19 protein-coding genes are annotated in these 18463 nt (G+C 60.4%); 2 read left to right on the top strand and 17 right to left on the bottom strand.

The window, feature by feature from the left end; translation table 11 throughout:
• Positions 1 to 27: 27 nt before the first annotated feature.
• From SDD30_RS01040 to SDD30_RS01120, 17 genes are all read right to left on the bottom strand, one after another.
• The gene (locus SDD30_RS01040) at positions 28 to 156 is read right to left on the bottom strand and encodes a hypothetical protein (RefSeq protein WP_434073063.1); all 129 of its coding nucleotides are present in this window, start codon (positions 154 to 156) and stop codon (positions 28 to 30) included.
• A 246-nt stretch (positions 157 to 402) separates the two neighbouring features.
• On the bottom strand, positions 403 to 1080 hold the full coding sequence (locus SDD30_RS01045) for a Crp/Fnr family transcriptional regulator (RefSeq protein WP_434073064.1): 678 nt from the start codon (positions 1078 to 1080) through the stop codon (positions 403 to 405).
• A gap of 21 nt (positions 1081 to 1101) precedes the next feature.
• On the bottom strand, positions 1102 to 3243 hold the full coding sequence (locus tag SDD30_RS01050; protein WP_434073065.1) for a flagellar assembly protein A: 2142 nt from the start codon (positions 3241 to 3243) through the stop codon (positions 1102 to 1104).
• Positions 3244 to 3402: 159 nt separating this feature from the next.
• Entirely contained in the window at positions 3403 to 3807 is a 405-nt protein-coding gene (locus SDD30_RS01055; protein ID WP_434073066.1) for a Fur family transcriptional regulator, read from the bottom strand.
• Positions 3808 to 3862: 55 nt separating this feature from the next.
• Positions 3863 to 4225 carry a YlbF/YmcA family competence regulator gene (locus SDD30_RS01060; RefSeq protein WP_434073067.1) on the bottom strand — a complete coding sequence of 121 codons (363 nt, stop codon included), beginning with the start codon at positions 4223 to 4225 and terminating at the stop codon, positions 3863 to 3865.
• A 20-nt stretch (positions 4226 to 4245) separates the two neighbouring features.
• Positions 4246 to 4908 carry a LysE family transporter gene (locus tag SDD30_RS01065; protein WP_434073068.1) on the bottom strand — a complete coding sequence of 221 codons (663 nt, stop codon included), beginning with the start codon at positions 4906 to 4908 and terminating at the stop codon, positions 4246 to 4248.
• A 51-nt stretch (positions 4909 to 4959) separates the two neighbouring features.
• Entirely contained in the window at positions 4960 to 6246 is a 1287-nt protein-coding gene (locus tag SDD30_RS01070) for an FAD-dependent oxidoreductase (protein ID WP_434073069.1), read from the bottom strand.
• A 159-nt stretch (positions 6247 to 6405) separates the two neighbouring features.
• A complete protein-coding gene (locus SDD30_RS01075) occupies positions 6406 to 7410 on the bottom strand; it encodes a sodium:calcium antiporter (RefSeq protein WP_434073070.1) in 1005 nt (334 codons plus the stop codon).
• Positions 7411 to 7787: 377 nt separating this feature from the next.
• Positions 7788 to 8543: a histidinol-phosphatase HisJ family protein gene (locus SDD30_RS01080; protein WP_434073071.1), complete on the bottom strand. Its 756-nt coding sequence runs from the start codon at positions 8541 to 8543 to the stop codon at positions 7788 to 7790.
• Positions 8544 to 8841: 298 nt separating this feature from the next.
• Positions 8842 to 9672: an FAD/NAD(P)-binding protein gene (locus SDD30_RS01085; protein WP_434073072.1), complete on the bottom strand. Its 831-nt coding sequence runs from the start codon at positions 9670 to 9672 to the stop codon at positions 8842 to 8844.
• Positions 9672 to 10673, bottom strand: coding sequence for a 4Fe-4S dicluster domain-containing protein (locus SDD30_RS01090; protein WP_434073073.1), 1002 nt, complete (start codon positions 10671 to 10673; stop codon positions 9672 to 9674). The genes SDD30_RS01085 and SDD30_RS01090 overlap by 1 nt, the downstream gene beginning before the upstream one ends.
• Before the next feature lie 15 nt (positions 10674 to 10688).
• Positions 10689 to 11600, bottom strand: coding sequence for a 4Fe-4S dicluster domain-containing protein (locus SDD30_RS01095; RefSeq protein WP_434073074.1), 912 nt, complete (start codon positions 11598 to 11600; stop codon positions 10689 to 10691).
• Entirely contained in the window at positions 11597 to 12031 is a 435-nt protein-coding gene (locus tag SDD30_RS01100; protein ID WP_434073075.1) for a hydrogenase iron-sulfur subunit, read from the bottom strand. Before SDD30_RS01100 ends, SDD30_RS01095 begins: the two co-directional genes overlap by 4 nt.
• A complete protein-coding gene (locus tag SDD30_RS01105) occupies positions 12022 to 14004 on the bottom strand; it encodes a 4Fe-4S dicluster domain-containing protein (protein WP_434073076.1) in 1983 nt (660 codons plus the stop codon). Before SDD30_RS01105 ends, SDD30_RS01100 begins: the two co-directional genes overlap by 10 nt.
• Positions 14001 to 14900: a CoB--CoM heterodisulfide reductase iron-sulfur subunit B family protein gene (locus SDD30_RS01110; protein ID WP_434073077.1), complete on the bottom strand. Its 900-nt coding sequence runs from the start codon at positions 14898 to 14900 to the stop codon at positions 14001 to 14003. The genes SDD30_RS01105 and SDD30_RS01110 overlap by 4 nt, the downstream gene beginning before the upstream one ends.
• The gene (locus SDD30_RS01115; RefSeq protein WP_434073078.1) at positions 14897 to 15469 is read right to left on the bottom strand and encodes a 4Fe-4S dicluster domain-containing protein; all 573 of its coding nucleotides are present in this window, start codon (positions 15467 to 15469) and stop codon (positions 14897 to 14899) included. The genes SDD30_RS01110 and SDD30_RS01115 overlap by 4 nt, the downstream gene beginning before the upstream one ends.
• Before the next feature lie 628 nt (positions 15470 to 16097).
• Positions 16098 to 17231 carry a geranylgeranyl reductase family protein gene (locus SDD30_RS01120; protein WP_434073079.1) on the bottom strand — a complete coding sequence of 378 codons (1134 nt, stop codon included), beginning with the start codon at positions 17229 to 17231 and terminating at the stop codon, positions 16098 to 16100.
• A 184-nt stretch (positions 17232 to 17415) separates the two neighbouring features.
• Between SDD30_RS01120 and SDD30_RS01125 the strand changes: the two genes are divergently transcribed.
• Positions 17416 to 17910: a hypothetical protein gene (locus SDD30_RS01125; protein ID WP_434073080.1), complete on the top strand. Its 495-nt coding sequence runs from the start codon at positions 17416 to 17418 to the stop codon at positions 17908 to 17910.
• Positions 17911 to 18122: 212 nt separating this feature from the next.
• Positions 18123 to 18299 (top strand): small, acid-soluble spore protein, alpha/beta type, encoded by a 177-nt coding sequence (locus SDD30_RS01130; protein WP_434073081.1) that lies wholly within the window; start codon positions 18123 to 18125, stop codon positions 18297 to 18299.
• Positions 18300 to 18463: the final 164 nt, after the last annotated feature.

Genomic DNA, 18463 nt, shown 5'->3' on the forward strand with positions numbered 1-18463 from the left:
TCACCGCAGGGTTTTCTATTATCTCCATCACATGGCGGCTTGATCTTCGGCTTTTTCTCCGGGCTCCTCCACCCTGATGCCCAGCCACTGCAGGCGTTCCAGCCACTCCTCACCCGCCTCTGGTTTAATACTGGGTGCCGGGCGTTTATCGAGCATCTCTTAGCCCCCTTTAGCCATAATTACCATTCGCACTGCTATCAGGTTCTGCTACTTATTATAATACCTGTTTACTTTTTCGCAAGGGCTGGAGGCTGAATAGCTGTTTGGGCCCGGTGGAAGGTGTGAAAAGCTTATCCGGCGGTGCTCGCTACCCGACCCATGTCTTTTACCTTGCCACCGGCTGGTGCAAACCGTAGCCAGGGCCCGGAAAGAACGTCAAAATTTCCGGCAACCCCTCGATACCTACCATTCGCGCAGTTTTTCCGGCTCCAGAATGGTAATCCGCTGGCGTTCTACCTCCACCGTGCCCAGGCGCTTGAAGTCGCTTAAAATCCGGGCCACTGTCTCCCGGGAGGTGCCGATCAGGCTGGCTAGTTCCTGCTGGCTCAGGTTGAGATCAATAGTTACCCCGTCTTCCCGAGGTTTACCGTACTGCTGGGCTAGCTGCAACAGGCTGCTGGCCAAGCGGCCGTATGCCCCCTTCAGGGCCAGGTCGCGGATGTGGTTCTGGGCCTGGCGCAGGCGGCGGCTCATGACCTTGATAATCTTGACCGCCATTTCACCGTGCCGGCTTAGGAGGGCTTCCATGTCGGCATTACGGATAATACCTACCTCCGTATCCTCCAGGGTCTGGGCCGTAGCCGGATAGGGGCCGCCCTCAAACAGCAGCACCTCGGCAAAGATCTCCCCTTCCCGGACGAAGTGGAGGATTTTCTCCCGGCCGTCCTCCAGGACCTGGAAAAGCTTGATGGCGCCCCTAGTGACAAAATAGATGGCGTCCCCGGGCTCGCCTTCCATAAAGAGATACATATTCTTGCGGTAATGCCGCCGGAGGGCCAGGGAGGCAATATGCTGCAGCTCCTCCGGGTTTAAGCCGGCAAAGACCGGTACCTGCCTGAGAAACTCCCAGCTGTCGGCCATTAGCCAGCACCATCTCCTATCTTAAAAAGTACCCAGCACCAGGTCCCCCTCGTGATTTAAATAAGCCATCAGGCGGCTCTCCTCATTGTCAATCTGGCGGATGCGCTTGCCTACCTGCAGGATGCAGTTTGTCCAGATTTTGCCGGCTTTAATAGTTTTACCCTCGGTCACCCGGATCAGGGTCCTGGCGCCGCCACTGGAACCTACTTCCTGGGCAAAGACGTCATCACTGGCATAGATGCTACCGCCCCGGAAGACCCCCTGGATCTCCACCTTACCACCGGCGATAATCTCGGTATTAAAACAGCCCCGGCCGGTGACCTTAACCTGGCCGCCGGCCTGCAGTTTGCTGTTCAGGGCATAATTCAGGGTAATATGGCCGCCGTCCTGGGGGATTTCCCGGCAGTAGGCCGCCATTTCTTGCACACCGGCTATCAACCGTTCCAGGTAAGCCGAGCCCAGGCCCTGCATGGCTGCCGGATTGCGAAAGGCGCGGGCCAGTTCCTGGGCCAGCTGCACCAGTCTTTGTTCCTGGGGGCCACCCTGGACACCCTTTGTTAGTTGCTCCAGTTTGTAGGCCTGGGCCGGTGCTTTCTTAAATTTATTTTCCACCAAGATGTTTAGCAAGTAGCCGGTATTGAACTGGCGACCCGGCTGGCGCTGCTGGTTGGCCTCCCGCTCCAATTGCTGGAGGGCTGCCTGAAGGAGGGGCAACTGCTGGGCCAAGTCGGCCAGGAGGGGTTCTACACTCTGGTAGACGCCATGCACCCCCCCGGCTATCAGGGTCGAGCCGATGCAGTTACGGCGAATTATAATGGAACCGCCGGCCTTGACCGTAGCCTGGGTAACATCACCGCTAATCTCCACGTCCCGGCTGGCCGCTACCTGCATAGTCTCGGTAACGTTACCGGTAATATTGATGCCGCCCTTGAATTTAAGGTTGCCTGAAGCCAGGTCCACATCCCCCCGGTGGAGCAGGACGGGGATAATATCAACCACCACCTGGCCGCGCCGCTGGTGTAACTGGGGTTGCCCTTCCTCCCGGGCCACACAACGTTGGCCGTCAATCACTTCAGTACCCTTACCGGCCACCAGTTCTACATCCCGGGGCTCCGGCGGGGTGATTACCTTGCCCGTCACTGTATGGCCGGGCTTACCCGGCCGGGGCGGCACCTTGACTGCCAGGAGATCCCCCCTTGCGGCCGAGGCCCGGACCACCAGCTCCCGGTAATCCACCCGTTCTTCTTCGCCTACTTCCACACGGTTGGCACCGGCAGTAGGGAAAAGGCACTCCACCCGGCCGTCCTCGCCGGGCTGGGCTGGCTGACCCCGGGCGACAATTATCTCCCCGCCCTCGGTAGCAGTGACGGCCTGACGGACGGCCTCCTCATCAATACCAAAGACAACTTGCTGGCGCTGCAGTTCGGCGAGGAGTTCTTCCCTGGTCAAGGCCGGGAGGGCTCTGGCCACCCCTTCCCCTTCCAGCTGCAGGCGCGCCGCCGGGAACTGGTCCTTTAACCGCCAGGTTTTTTGGCAGCCGGGCTTCAGAACCAGCCGGGCCGCCAGGCCGTCGCCGCTGATGGTTAATTTCCACTGGCCCTTTTCCATCTCCCCCCGGGGCCGGACTTCCACCTGATCCCCGGAGCGGACCGCAGCCTCGCCGGCTACCTGCCGCCCGTTGACATACAGGTCAAAATGATCACCGGCAATAATCGTGGCCGGAGGCTTGCCGCCTCCTACCTGCACCCGGCCGCCCTCCACCCAGGCATATCCGGGCCGATCGTCATCCTCTCCTGCTGCTTCCGAGGCCAAACCGGCACTGGCGTCCGCCGCGATGGTGCTAATAGGCACCGTGCCCGGCATCCTTTCCACCCCGGCCGACAAGAGAGCAGGCGTTTCCTCACCACTGGTCCCAGGCATTACTCCGTAGCTGGCAGCATCCTCTTCCGGGGATAGAGACGCTCCTTCCCCGCCGGCTACTGGTTCTCCGGCCATCCGGGCGATAATCACAGCCGGCCGGCGGCCAATCCCTAGAAAGCCGTTGCTTTCATGCTGAACCACTTCCACCTCCAGGTCCTCTGGCAACGCCTCCAGGATGGCCGCCGCCTGCCGGATTGCTTCGGCCACTGTCCTGCCCTCGACTCTTACCTCTTCAGCCGCCATTCTCCATCACCCCCGGAAGCTGATTTCTCTTTAATTTTGATTCTCGGTTAAAACCAGTAATCCTTTAAATGCACCCCATATTTTTGCCGCCTGCAGGCGGTTCCCTTTTCATTCCCACGGCATCGCACCATAAACAAAAAGCCAGGTTTGCTGCCTGGCCTAGTGTTCTTTTTTCTCCTGGCATTCGCTGCAGATGCCGTAGAACTCCAACCGGTGATAAAGGATCTTACTGCAGCCGTTGGCGGCCGCTTCCTTCTCCAATTCACGGTGTACCGGCATGGGCAGGTCGATGATGCGACCGCAATTCAGGCAGACGCAGTGGTAGTGATTCTCCGGGTTGCCGTCGTAGCGGCTGTAGGTGCTGCCATAGTTGAGCTCCATTATCTCGCCGGCATCTTTTAAAACTCCCAGGTTCCGGTAAACGGTCCCCAGGCTGATGTCGGGTAAAACCTTGCGCGCCTGGGCGTAAACCCAGTCGGCTGTAGGATGGGTATCCGTATGGCGGAGAATATCCAGGATAATCTTCTTTTGTTTGGTCATGCGCTTGCCTACTATGGGCTCCATTAGTTCTCACCACTTGTTGGTAACGATTATTACTAGTAACATTATATGCCCAAGCTTATTTTTTGTCAATCTCGTTCTTTAAATCCTGGCCCCATTCCGGTAAAGCATCGATAAGTATTTTTTGGATATCGGCCAGCAGCCGCGCCAGCCTTTGCTCCGCCTCCAGGTAGGCGGTGATGGCCGGGTTCAGGCTGATAATCCGGTAGCTCTCCTCCCAGGCCCGCTTCTCACCCTCATCGGGCTCCTTACCGTTTAAAGCGGCCACCTCCAGGGCCAGCTGGCGGCGGCGAAAGTCCCGGAGCATGTCCATATTGGCCGGGTTGCTCTCCAGTTTGGCCCGGGCGAGGCGCAAGTCGTTATACTCGGCACTCCGGGCCAGTTCCCGCGCTAACTGATGGGCGCAGTCATAGACTTCCACGATCAATCACTCCTTGCAGGTTATACATTGAGGGGGCCGCGGTAACCAGCCAGGATAAAAAGGGCCCCCAGGATTAACAAGAAAATACCACAGCCCATAATCAGGTACTGGTAGAGGCGCTGGCTGATAAAACGCCTGCCGGCGGCCACCCCGATGGCAATCAGGGAATACCAACCCAGGTCGGCGAGGATGTGGCCGCTAAAAAAGGAGGTCACGCCGCCGGCGCCCAACCGTGCTGCTTGAGCCAGGAAGGCGGCGCCAATGCTCGCCCACCAGAGTAGCCAGTAGGGGTTGGCCAGGCTGATGACGCTGCCGGTGACCACCGCCTGCCAAACCGGCCGGGCCGGGGAAAGGGCGGCCGTCTCCTCCCCGGCCAGCTGTAGCTGCACCGCCCCGGTAGTGGCTCCCCTGAGCATCTGCCATCCCATCCAGAGGAGGACCAGGCCCCCCAGGGCGGCCACCAGGCGGCCCACTAACGGCCGGGCAAGAAAGCCGCCCAGGCCGAAAAGAAGGAGCCCCACTAGAAGGAGTTCCAGTAAGCCATGACCCAGGACCAGCAGGGGTCCGGCCCCAGCTCCCCGGCGGGTACTCTCTTCTATCGTTACCGTCAGCAAGGGTCCCGGCATCAGGGCGCCGGAGAGACCCACTAGAAAGGCGGTGCTAAAGAGGGCCAGCAGTTCCACAGGCTTGTTCCTCCGAAAATAACATCCTTTTTATTATTCGGCGCTTGCCGGCTATTTCCTGCCCAGGAGGGGGCGGGAAAATACCCCGGCCAGGTCACCAACCCGCTGCTTGATAACCTCCAGATCAGTAGTATATAGCCCCAGCTTCTGCATCCTGGCAAAATAGCCGGCGCCGGAAAAGGTAAAACGCTGGTAGAGGCCGTCGCCGCTGGCCACCTGGCGGCGGGTGTAAGCGATGATATCGCCTACAGCCAGGTTAGCCGGCAGAACCAGGGGCTCTACCCCTGCCAGGAGGCGGGCGGCATTGTGGCCAGCCAGGGTTCCAGTAACTATGGCCTCGGTGTGACCGACGAAGGGCCCTGCCCTTTCGCCGGCACAAAAGAGGTTGCTCAGGCCCGCAACCCTGAGGGTATCGTCCCGGGGCACCATGGCCAGGAAGCGTACCGAGTTGCCCAGGCTGCCGGCGTAGGGGTCCTCAAAGCGGGCCTTTTCCAGACCCCCGATCCGCCGCAAAACCTCCAGGGGAAAAAAAGGCGCCATCAGTTTGGCCGGGCCGGTATCCAGGAGGATGACGTTAGCCGCGTATTCCGGCAAGGCGTACTGCTGGCAGGCCTTACGCTGGAGCAAATCCCCTTTGGGCGGCAGATCCCCAGGTAGAGGGAGCAGGGCTACCCCTTCAGCCTCCAGGCGGCTCACCAACCACGGTGCCAGGGAACCCTTATGGAGCTTGCAGGAACCGCTCAGGGCGCCGCGGCCACCGCCCCGCCGGAGGGCGGCGTACTCCTGCACCCCAGCCAGGGCCGCCAGGCCTACCCGGCCGCCAAAGGCCGGGCAGCGATAGATGCACATAGCGCAGCCGTTGCCATAGCGGCGGCAATTGGCCGGCGGCCCGGCCGTACCAGTAGCATCGACAAAGGCTTCCCCGGCATAGATCTGACCCGCCTCCGTGAGGACGGCGGTGATACTGTCTTTTTCACGCTGAACAGCCGTGACCCGGCTCAAGGCGTGAACTTCCACCCCGGCCTCCTCTAAGAGCCGGCGCACCAGGGGCTCGATCCTGGTCACATCGTAAAGCCAGGCATGGTGGTGACCGGCAAAATCGATATTCCGGTGTCTGGCGGCAGCATCGGTAACCCGGAATAGCTCCCCGCCGCCCAGGGCCAGCATTTCCTCAGCCGCCGTAAAACGGCCGTTATTACGCATGATGCCCCCCACCAGGCCGGTCCCCAGGAGCATGTCAGTTCGCTCCAGAAGGGCTACTGCCGCCCCGGCCCGGCGGGCAGCCAGGGCGGCAGCGCAACCCGCCCAACCGCCCCCTACGACTACTACCCGGGGCACTATGCCCACCATCCTTCCTGTTTACTCCAGTATATTCCTATTATACTAACGATGCGCTTAACCCTTATTCTAATCCACCGCCGGTTTATGTACTCATTTCCGGTACGCAGGGATAAAAAAGGACGGTCCCGCCTGGCGAGACCGTCACGATCTGGAGGGTTACCTGATAAAACCGCTAAAAATAAGAATAACGAAGATGCCGTAAAAGGCGCCACCGCTCACCAGGGTATAGGGGGTTAGATAGCGATGCCGGCTGATCCGGAAAAAGACCAGACCGGCGGAAAAAATGGCCAGGATAGCGCTGATTAAAGCCCCCGTGGTCAATTCCCAGCTGGTCATGGCGATGCCCAAGGCCGGGATCATCGAACTCTGGAAAACCATGGCCCCGGTGATATTACCCAGGGCCAGGGTATCTTTGCCCCGGCCGACCCAGATAACGCTGTTAAACTTCTCCGGCAGTTCCGTGGCTATGGGAGCAATAATCAAGGCCAGAACAAAAGGTGGAATGCCGATAATCCGCGCCAGGTCCTCCACCCCAGCTACAAAGAGGCGGGCGCCGCCGATAATCATACCCAGGGCCACGATGATCTGCAGGGCGACCAGGGCCGCGGCAGGTTCAGCCGCCCGGCGGGCCAGGTAAAGGGGATTCAACTTCTCCCCCTCTTCCAGGGTACTACCCCGGGTGACTGTTAGATAGGCATAAGTAGCGTAGGCAATCACCAGCCCAACTGCAACTAGTTGTTTCCAGATATGGGCTCCCAGGAAGGAGGCCAGGACGGCTACTGAATAAACGCAAAGGAAGAACCCCAGATCCCTCCCCATGGTCGCGGTATCCAGATTCATCCGCGGGTAATCCGGCCGGCGGTGGCGGTAGGCGATGACCGCCACGCCAGTGATAAAGAAGGCCAGGGTGCTGAGCATAAAGGGTGCCCCCAGGATAGCGCCGATGCCGATCTCCTCGCCGGCGTGACCGCCGCCGAAGATAATGGCAATAATGGGGATCATGGTCTCCGGCAGGGCCGTACCTACTGCCGCCAGGATACTGCCCACCGCCCCTTCAGTTAAGTGCAGCTTTTTCCCCAACCACTCCACACCGTTGGTAAAGCCCTCCGCCCCTAGAAGAATGATTCCCAGGCTGATTAAAAGCAAAACAATATCGCTCATTACTTCTCCCCCTTCCCTGTTATTTTTCCGTAACCTGCCGTTCCTTATTTAAGATCAAAAAAACCTCCATCGCCCCCTTTGCGGAGCGGTGAAGGTCTTGCGCGTTACCTGCCAGGTCCGGGCCGGCTGGCCGTCTTGACGAACCTGGTACCGGAAGAATCCGGGGCTACTCCCCTAAACCGCAATTTTCATAATTTCATCATAAAGTAAGGTTTGCAGGCTGTCAAGTCAAATTTCGGGAAGGCCGGGGGGCGGCAATGGGTTAAATATTACTTAACAGCCTTCCCCCGGATATTCCCTGGACCATCTCCGCTTCAACTCCGCTTTTGTGCCTGTTTTCACAATTAAGCCCTATTTAACCTTCCTTAGGGGCTAATTTAAAATAGCGGTTCCGTAGCCATCTCCCGGCCGGAGAAGGTTGCCAGGCAGGTGTAACCGATCTGGCGTAAAAGCTCCCGCGCCTGTTCCCGTTCCCTGGCCACCTCCCCGGGAGCGTGGGCATCGGAACTGATAATAACCGGGATGTTTAGTTCAAAGGCCCGGGCCAGGATCTCCTGGGAGGGGTAGATCTCCCCTACCGGTTTAAATAAACCGGCGGTATTGAGCTCCAGGGCGGCGCCGCTTCGGGCCACGGCCCGGAGGGCCGGTTCGGCCAGCTCCAGCACCGGCCGGCGGGGCCGGTGGCCGTAAATCTTGATCAGGTCCAGGTGGCCGATGATCTGGAAAAGGCCGGTGGCTGCCGCCCGGGCTACCAGGTCAAAATAGGCGGCATAAAGTTCGTCGATATCCCAGGCCTCAAAGCCGGCTTCCTGCCCGGGCCGGTCAAACTCCCAATCACCCACGGCGTGGACGGAGCCAATCAGGTAATCCCAGGGCCGACCGGCCAGCTGCTCCTGGTGGTCCTTCTCCGGCCGGAAGTCCACCTCCAGGCCGGCCCGGACGGGCAGGCCGGTTAGCCTTTTCAGTTCGGTGAAGACGCTGAAATCCAGGTCTTCCAGGTAACGATCGTGTTCGGCAAAGCCCATCACGGTAAGACCGGCCGCCTGGGCTGTTTGGACGTAGGGCAGCAGGCGGGCGACGGTATGGGGCGGCCCCTGGTGGGCCAGGCCGTGGATATGATAATCAGCCGGCATATTGTGGAACTCCTTGCAGTTTTTTTAGCTGGCCGAGCAAGGGCTGGCGGGTACAGGCGGAGGGCGACTTGGTTCGAGGCGTTAGCAAACTCAGCGAGGCCGCGGCGAGGCGGCGGTGAACGGGATGGGGATCGTAACGTGCCTTCAAGAACAAGAAAAAGCACGCCCTATAACGATTGTTCAAAGGGATAAGCCAAGCCACCCCCGCCGCTGAGCAAGGCTGAGCGCCAAGTTTGCTAGCCGAGAACCACTGGAGCCCGGAGCCTGTACCCGTCAGCCCTGGGCTTATGCCGGCCGATTAATACTCAGCCGGCAGCTTCTTCAACTGGGCCAGGGTGAAGACGGGGCCGTCCAGGCAGACGTAGCAGCTGCCCAGGTTACAACGGCCGCACTTGCCGATGCCGCACTTCATGCGCATCTCCAGGGTGGTGACAATCTGCTCGTCCTTAAAGCCCAGCTTCTCCATGGACTGGAGGACGAACTTGATCATAATGGGCGGCCCGCAGGTGATGGCCACTTTGCCCTCCGGTTTAGGTCCCAGTTCCTCGACAAAGGCCGGCACAAAGCCCTCATGCCCCTGCCAGGTCCCGTCGCCCCGGTCAACAGTCACGTCTACCCGGCAGTTCTCCACCTTGGGCCAGTTGTTAAAAAGATCCTCCTTAAAACACAGGTCGTCCGGGGAACGGGCGCCGTAAATAATCCATAAGTGGCCGTAGTTCCCGCGGTGCTCAATGCAGTAATTAATCAAGGAACGCACCGGCGCCAGGCCAATGCCGCCGCCGATAAAAAGCAAATCCTTACCCCGCATCATCTCCAGGGGAAACCCATTGCCGTAAGGGCCGCGGATGCCCACCGCCTGCCCCGGCTCGGCCTCGTGGAGGGCCTCCGTCAGCATCCCGACTTTCTTAATGGCCAGCTCCAAGTGCTCCGGCCCCTGGGAGGTGATGGAAAACATGGCCTCCCCCACATCCAGCAGGGAAAGCATGGCCAATTGCCCCGGCAGGGGGGTAAAGGGTTTGCCGGTGTCGGTGGTGACGTGAAAAGTCTTCACATCCGTGGTTTCCTCGATAATCTTTGTAATCCGGCCCACCTGGGGTACCAGGGGGTTGGCCCGCGCTGCTGCCGCCATTACAGGGTCACCTCCTTGACCTCACGGATCACCCTGGTAATATCCACATTAACCGGGCAGCGATCCAGGCAACGGCCGCAACCAACGCAGGCGAATTTACCGTAACGCTCCGGAAAGTACTGGAGCTTATGCAGGAAGCGGTTACGCAGGCGCTCCTTTTTTGAGGGCCGCGGGTTGTGGCCGCCGGCCATGCGGGTGTACTCGGAGAACATGCAGGAGTCCCAGCAGCGGAATTTGTAGCCGCTGTCGCCCCGGTTTTCGCCCTGGATGTCAAAGCAATAGCAGGTGGGACAGAGGTAGGTGCAGGCGCCGCATCCCAGGCACTTGCGGCTGACCGCCGTCCAGTAAGGGTGCTCAAACATTTGCTGCAGTTTCTCCGTGATGCCGCCGACATCCACCTTGAGCTTGGGCGCTGCCGCCGCCGGAAGGGGGGTGTCGCCGGCCTCTGCCAGGAGGTCGCCGGCCTGCTGGAGCAGCTTCTGACCGGCGTCAGTAAGCGCCTCCAGGAGGTAACCATCATCCAGCGGCCACATCTGGACATCGGCCCCTTCGGCGCGGCCAGGGTCGATGCCGAAGGCCGTGCAAAAACAGGTGGGCTGGGCCGTGGTGCAGGCCAGGGCGACGATGCGGGTGTTCTCCCGCCGCTGGCGGTAAAACTCATCGACATAGCCCTTCGTCAGAAAGGCGTCATCCATAATCAAGAGGCTCCGGGCGTCACAGGAGCGGATGCCCACCAACACCCGTTGCTCTTCCAGGGGGGGCAGCGTGGCCAGGGTGGCGGCCGCGCCGTCTACCTGGTAGCGGTACATGGTCTCCGTCCGGGGGAAGAAGAGGTCTTTGGGCGGTTCCAGGGTATTGCCCCGGCCCAGGGTCAGCTGGCCCTCCCCCTCCCAGGGGGTGAAAACACTGGTCCCTTCCCGCTCCTGGGGAACGAAGACCCTGGCCCCCCTGGCCCAGACAGCGAGCAGTTCCGGCAGTTTGGTCCGGTTAATCTTCAACATGACGCCACCTCCCCCCTATTTACTGAACTCATCCGGATCCTGGAGGTTGTATTGGCCCAGGGGCGGCCGGGTCTCCAGGTCCAGACCGGCTTCGTACTCGCCGAAGAGTTCGTTCAGGTCTTTGATGATCTTCTTATTCAGGCTCATAATGGGTATGCCCTCCGGGCAGACCCGCTCGCACTCGCCGCACTCGATGCAGCGGCCGGCCACATGCAGGGCCCGGGTAATGGCGAAAAACTGGTTCTCGCTGCGGCTCATTTGCTTGCCGCACCAGCCGGACTGGCTGCGGTCGAAGATGCACTCGCGGCAGTTGCAGGCCGGGCAGACGTTGCGGCAGGCATAACAGCGCAGGCAGCGGTCGTACTGGCTCGTCCAGAAGGCGTAGCGCTCGTCAGGGGTCAAGGCTTCCAGCTTCTCCACGGCGGCAAAACGGCCCCCGTCCGCGGGCACCCCTTCCCGCACTACGGCGCTGCCGTCATCTTGAAGCAGCTCGTCATATATTACCGGCTCGGGGTGGGTGCAGTAGCGGCACTTTTCCGCCAGGGGCACCTCAGCCCGCCGCCCCTCTCCCAAGGCGGCCGCCTGGCGGCCGTCCTTAATTCCGGGGCAGTTGATGCCGAGGAGGTAAACTCGCTCCCGCTGGATCTGGTTATCCTGAAGGAGGCGGTTAATGCCCCGGGCGTCGCAACCCTTGACGAAGAGGGCGATTTTATCCTCCGTATGCTTGTAGTCCAGGAGGTACTTGGCCAGGTTGTTGGTGCAAAACTCGTCCCATACCAGGCGGTCGCAATCCTCCGGGTCGGTGATAAAGACCGGCGGCGACAGGTACCAGAAGGTCCCCTTCTCCCAGCCGATGACCATCTGGACCTCATTTTTACTCAATAGCTCCCGGGCCCGGGCACGCATTTGTTCCTGAATGCTGCTCATGCGTCATCCCTCAACTTCCTGTTGGGCCCCAGGGCCCGGATTTCCTCGGTGATCTGGGAGATGACCTGGGCAAAACGGGGGCCCTCCGAGCCCGACACCCAGCGCGCCTGGAGGCGTTCCGGCTCCAGGCCCATGAACTGCAGGACCCGCTGCATTAAGAGAAAACGGCGGCGAGTGAAGTAATTGCCACTAGCATAGTGGCAGTCACCCGGGTGTCAGCCGGAGACCAGGACCCCGTCGGCCCCGCGCTGGAAGGCCCGCAGGACGAACTGGGGGTTGACCCGGCCCGAGCAGGGCACCCGGATCACCCGCACGTTGGCCGGGTACTGCAAGCGGTTGAGGCCCGCCAGGTCGGCCCCGGCATAGGCGCACCAGTTGCAGCAAAAGGCCACGATTTTGGGCTCCCAGCCCGGCGCTTGGGCTACAGACATACCGCATCCACCTCCGCCAGTATTTGCTCGTTGGTAAAGCCACGGAGATTCATGGCACTGGACGGGCAGGCCACCGAGCAGGTGCCGCAGCCCTGGCACAGGCCGCTGTTCACCACCGCCACCCGACGGCTGACCTGCTTGCCGGATACCCGTTCCGTAATGGTCTTAAGGGAAATGGCCTTGTAAGGACAGAGCTTCTCGCACATGGCGCAGCCGGAGCAGATGCTTTCATCCACGGCGGCGATCATGGGGTCAGTGGCCATCTCATCCTTGGCAAAGAGTTGGCAGACCTTGACGGCCGCCGCGCTGGCCTGGGCGACGGTGTCGGGGATATCCTTGGGCCCCTGGCAGGCCCCGGCCAGGAAGACGCCGGCAGTAAAGGTCTCCACCGGCCGCAGCTTGGGATGGGCCTCCTGGAAGAAACCGTCTTTATCGGCCTGCAGGCCCAGCATCTTGGCTACATCCTCCCAGCCCGCGCTGGGGACCATGGCCGTGGCCAGGACCACCATATCGGCGGCGACCTCCACCTGGCGGCCGAGGAGGGTATCCTCACCGCGGACGATGAGCTTGTCGCCCTCCTGGAAGACCCGGCTCACCCGGCCGCGGACGTAGACTGCTCCCTCGTGGACGGAGCGCTGCTGGAACTCCTCATAGGCCTTGCCCGGGGTGCGGATGTCCATATAGAAGACGATGGCCTGGGAATCGGGGATCTTCTCCAGCACCTGGTGGGCGTGCTTGGCCGTGTACATGCAGCAGGCCCGGGAGCAGTAGCTCTTACCCTTGGCCTCGTCCCGGGAACCCACGCACTTGATGAAGACCACCGTCCGGGGTTCATTACCGTCGGAGGGCCGCAGGATCTTGCCGCCGGTGGGGCCGGCGGCGTTGTTCAGGCGCTCGAAGTGCATACCGGTGATAACGTCCGGGTACTTGCCGTAGCCATACTCACCGTAAACCTCTTCCCATTTAAAAAGGTCGTAACCGGTAGCCACGACAATGGCGCCGAAGTTCTCGGTAAAAACCTGGTCCTGCTGCTCATAGTCGACGGCCTTCGCCGGGCAGACCTTCTGGCAGACGCCGCATTTACCTTTGGTGAACTGGCGGCAGTGTTCGCGGTCGATGACCGGCACCGCCGGCACCGCCTGGGGGAAGGGCAGGTAGATGGCCTTGCGTTTACCCAGGCCCAGGTCAAACTCGCTGTCGACCTTGGTAGGGCACTTCTCCCAGCAGGTCCCGCAGCCGGTACACTTCACCGGGTCTACCGAGCGCGCCTTCTGACGGATGGTCACTTCAAAATTGCCGACATAGCCGGCGATATTCTCCACTTCAGCATAGGTCATGAGTTTGATGTGAGGATGCTGCGCCGCAGCAACCATTTTCGGCGTGCTTATTCAAGCAGAGCAGTCCAGGGTCGGGAAGGTCTTGTCCAGCTTGACCATGTTGCCGCCGATGGTCGGTTCCCGGTCCAGCAACACCACTTCGTAGCCGGTATCGGCGATATCCAGGGCCGCCTGCATGCCGGCAATACCGGCGCCGATGACCAGGGCGCGCTTGGTAATGGGGATGGCGTCCGGGTGTAGGGGGCCGTCCCGGCCCACCTTGGCCACGGCCGCCCGGACCAGATCGATGGCCTTGGCGGTTGCCTGCTCTTTATCCCGGGAGTGGACCCAGGCGCACTGCTCGCGGATATTGGCCATTTCAAAAAGATAAGGATTAATGCCGGCGCTTTCCACGGTCTTCCTGAAGGTCGGCTCGTGGAGACGGGGTGAGCAGGAGGCCACCACCACCCGGTCCAGGCGCTGTTCTTTGATGGCCTTGCGGATCAGCTCCTGGCCGGGGTCGGAACACATATACTGGTAATCGGTGGCGTAGGCCACCCCGGGAAAGGTTTGCGCCGTTGTCGCCACCTTTTTGACATCCACCACCGAGGCGATATTGGTGCCGCAGTGGCAGATAAAAACACCGATGCGCTTCATGCTGACTCCCTCCTTGTGGCCGGGTGCCGCAGGATTTCTTTAGCCTCCAGCAAGGGCAGCGGGTTGACAAAGTGGGTGGTAAGCCCCAGGTCCTTGGGCGCGTAACCTAGGGCCAGGCCCATGAGTTCCGTAAAATAGAAGATGGGGAGTTGCAGCTGGTCGCCGTGGGCTGCCGCCGCCTGGCCTTCCCGCATGTCCAGGTTCAAGAAGCACAAGGGGCAGGCGGTGACGACACCCTCAGCCCCGGCATCCCCGGCGTGGCGTAGAATCTGGTAGATCATGCGCACGCCGATGTCCCCCCGGGCTGTGGCCAGACTCCCGCCGCAACACTCCGTTTTATAGGACCAGGTAACGGCCTCGCCCCCCAGGGCCCCAATCAACCGGTCCATAGTCATGGGGTCTTCCGGGTCGTCAAAGGCCGTCAGCTTCGGCGGCCGCACCAGCAGGCAGCCGTAGTAGGCCGCCAATTTTAAGCCCGCCAGGGGCTTGACTACCTGCTCCTTAATCTTCTCCAGGCCGACCTCATTGACCATAATGTCCAGGAAGGCCCGGGTGTGATTCGTGCCCCGGTACTCCCGTCCAATGATTTCACTGATGGTCGCCCGCATGCCGTCCGCTTCCCGCACGGCCGCCTCAGCGGCCCGCAGGCGGTTGAAGCAGGCGGCGCAGGGCACGGCCACATCCAGGCCTTCAGCCTCGGCAATGGCCAGGTTCCGGGCCGGTAGAGCCAGGGAGAGGAGATGGTTGTTGTTATGGGCGGCCGTGGCGCCGCAGCAGCTCCAGTCGGGGATCTCCCACAGGTCCACCCCCAGGTGCCGGGCCACCAGTTTCGCTGACTGGTTGTACTCTTTGGCCGTGGCCTCCAGGGAGCAGCCGGGGTAATAGGCGTATTTCAATGCTGGCCACCTCCTTGAGCCCGGGCCCGGGCAAAGATCTGTTTTACCGACGCTAAGTCCTTGATCTTCATGGGAAAGGGGCTGATCTTGCCCTTCAAAAGCAGGGGTGGCGCCAGCAAGGCGTCTTTAAAGGGCTGGCCCGACTGCAGGTTATACTGGACCATCAGGCCCATCTCGTGGGCGCGGCCGTAACGCTCGACGGTGCCCAGGAAGGCGCGGTCAAAGATGTCCACCTTTTTGTCATTAATCAAGCCCCGGCGCCTGGCCTCCTGGCGGACGGCTTCCATAAGGCGCGGCAGGTTGACTTCCCGGGGGCAGCGGGTATAGCAGGCCTGGCAGCTGGCGCAAAGCCAGGGGGTGCGGCTCTGCAAAGCCTCATCGGCCAAGCCGAGCTGCAGCAGGCGGATCACCTGGCGCGGCGTATAGTCCATGGCAAAGGCCACCGGACAACCGGCCGAACACTTGCCGCACTGGTAGCAGTCGCTTAAAGTGACGCCGCTAGCGGCTTCGAACTGTTCCTGCAGGGCTTTATGCTGGCGCAAGGCGCCGGCTAATTCCACCCGTTCCATATTTCTCACCCTCTCTTGATCCTGCCGGAACTTAAACGACCAAAAAAATACTCCTCTTTTATATTCTTGCTGGCCGCTAAAAATCCTCTTTTCGTTAGAAAAAAAGGCGGGCCTAAAAAAATACCCCCGGTTATTCCAGGGTTGCTGGCAAAATTATCATAAGTGTTTGCGATTTTTTTCGTTACCCGGGTAAATTATTGAACGCAGCTTGCGATCTTTCCCATTACAGGGTATAATACAGTCGAGGATACGCAAAACTAAAGCTGTCTGGGATGCCTCACCTGACCGAGGCTTTCTATCGACCCTTAATCTGCGGTCAACAGATTAAGGGTCAACTTATTTCCTCAGGTTCACGATGGAGATAACCAGGGATATCAGGAGTATAACAGCTATTACAGCCTGTATAGCATTTGATATATGGATCATCCCGCCTCACCTCCCCCAGGAACCGAGTCCCCGGTCGGTGAGGTTAGCTTTGTTATGCGTATCCTACCTTATTTTAGCATGTTCCGACACTTTTTGGCCACTACTTTTTTTATCATGCCAGGCTTGAGGCCTTTGCCGTGCCAAAAAGCCCGACTCATCCTACATATGGTACCAATCTATAGGACATGCGTCAGGCCTGTTATCATACTAAACGAAAAATAGCATAGCGTTCCCGCAGATAGTGCCACAGGTCTTCGTAAGTAGCGCTCCCAAAGAGGACCTCCACCAGGCGTCGGGCCACCTCGGGATTGGCCGTCACCAGGCGGTGGACTACCGGGGTCAGGGCATAGACTACCCGGGCGATTTGCCAGGCGTAGTGCAGGGGTTGCAATAACTCATCGTTCAACTGGCGAGAGTAAGCCTCCAGGCCACCACCGCCGCCAGCAACGGTCTGGATAGCCTCCGCTGCCAGGCGGCCGCTGCGGAGGGCGTAGTAAATGCCTTCCCCGGAAAAGGGGTCCACCAGGCCGGCGGCATCGCCGACTAAAAGGGCGCGGCGGGTGTGAAAAACGCCCCCTTGACCGCCGGCCGCCGGAATAACCGCCCCGCGGCAACGCAGTTGCAACGGTATGGGTAGCCCTAACCCCCGGCAGAAGGTATCGAAGTAGCGCCGCAGGCCCTTAACCTGGCGGGTAAAGGAACCAATCCCCACAGAGAGGTGATCCCCCTTGGGAAAGACCCAGCCGTAACCAGCGGGGATGCCGCCATAGCTCAGCAGGACCTGACCCCGGTAACCCTCCAGGACCCCATCTGCAGCCGGTACTTCGCACTCCAGGGTTATCCCGTCCGTCGCCTCGGTTTGAAAAGGCAGGCTGCGCCGTACCAGGCTGCGGGCGCCGTCGGCCCCTACCAGGAAACTGCCCTCCCACACCCGGCCATCCGCTCCCTGGACTGCTACCCCGGATTCCGTTTCCCTGACTGCCGCTATTGGGTAGCCGTCCCGGACAGCGGCCCCCGCCCGGGCCGCTCCCTCCAGGAGCCAGGCATCCAGCCGCTCCCGGCTGACCATCTTGATTACTGCCCCGTCGCTGTTCACCGGCAAGGGATCCTTTTGCCGGTGGTAAAAAATAACTTCGCCGGCGCTGTCTTCTACTAGATCTTCCCATCCGGGTGCCAGTTCGCCCTGGGCCTTACCCGTCAGGCCGCCGCCGCAAGGTTTATAACGGGGAAAAGACGCCTGGTCAAAAATGGCCACTTTAAAGCCTTGTCCGGCCAGTAAGCGGCCGCAGGTGCTCCCAGCCGGGCCGGCGCCGCAAATTAATACGTCGTACTGCAAAACAGCCACCTCGTCTTAAATTAAGATTAAAGAGGTCGAAGATAAAAAGCGGGCGGCGTACAGGGACTTGCTCTTACCCATCCCAGCCTTTAGTCTCCTATTAATTATTAATTATATCCGCATAGCAGCCGGGTAAAAGGCCATAATAAAAATAAATTGGATTAGCCAAAGGAGGAAATTTGCTATGGCAAAGACTGTGATTGCCGTCTTCAGTAACGAGCAGGTGGCTAAAGAGGCTGTTGAAGACCTGCGGCGGGCCGGTTTTGATCGCGAGATTTCTATCTTGGCCCGGGATCAGGGCCGGGAGGGCGATAACCGGGAAGGCGGCCTGAATATGGGTGCTGGAACTGATGCCGGCGGCATCAGCGACGGCATGACCACCGGCGGCGTCCTCGGCGGCCTGGCCGGCCTGGCGGCCGGGGCCGGCGCCCTGGTAATCCCCGGTATCGGCCCCCTCATTGCTGCCGGGCCCATTGCCGGCCTCCTCTCGGGCGCGGCTACCGGCGGTGTTGCCGGCGGGCTCATTGACTGGGGCATCCCCGAAAACGAGAGCCGGGAGTATGAGAACGACATCCGCCAGGGCAAGATGCTGGTCTCCGTCCGCTGCGACGAGCAGCGGGCCGATCAGGCCAACAAAATCCTCAAGGACCACGGCGCCGACCAGGTCCGGATCCACTAGTTGCCGCCATTTTAGTAGCCCGGACCCGGATCCAGGCCAATTATGCCTGCCCGGGTCCGCCAGCTTCCGCATCAGCAAACAGGCCGGGTTGATTTTTAACCCGGCCTGTTGCTTTTAACCTGCCGCACGTTTTTCCAGCAATGGGCTGTATGAGAATGGCGAAGCCGGTCGAAGCTAATTAGCGGAGGGCAGTAGCAAAAGGAGGCTTGCTCATGGCCAGAAGGCGCGGGATCATGTCCGAGGCTCTCAAATGGGAGCTGGCCAAGGAGTTAGGCGTCGCCGACACCGTGGCCACTGAAGGGTGGGGCGGCGTGCCGTCCCGCCAGTGCGGCAACCTGGTCCGACTAGCCATTGAAAAAGCTGAACAATCACTGGTGAATAACCACTAGTTGAACTGCCCTCGCCGGAGCCCCCAGGCTCCGGTTTTTGATCTACTACCGCGAATAATCGCCGTAACGGCTCACCATATCCGGGTAGCTCCTCTCTCCGACCTGCAGGCCGCCAATCTACTGGAGGGCTAAACCGGCCCACCGGATCGGCAGAAGATGATGCC

Origin of the sequence: Moorella naiadis (nom. illeg.) (assembly GCF_051020825.1) — a bacterium.
Lineage (GTDB): Bacteria > Bacillota > DSM-521 > Neomoorellales > Neomoorellaceae > Neomoorella > Neomoorella naiadis.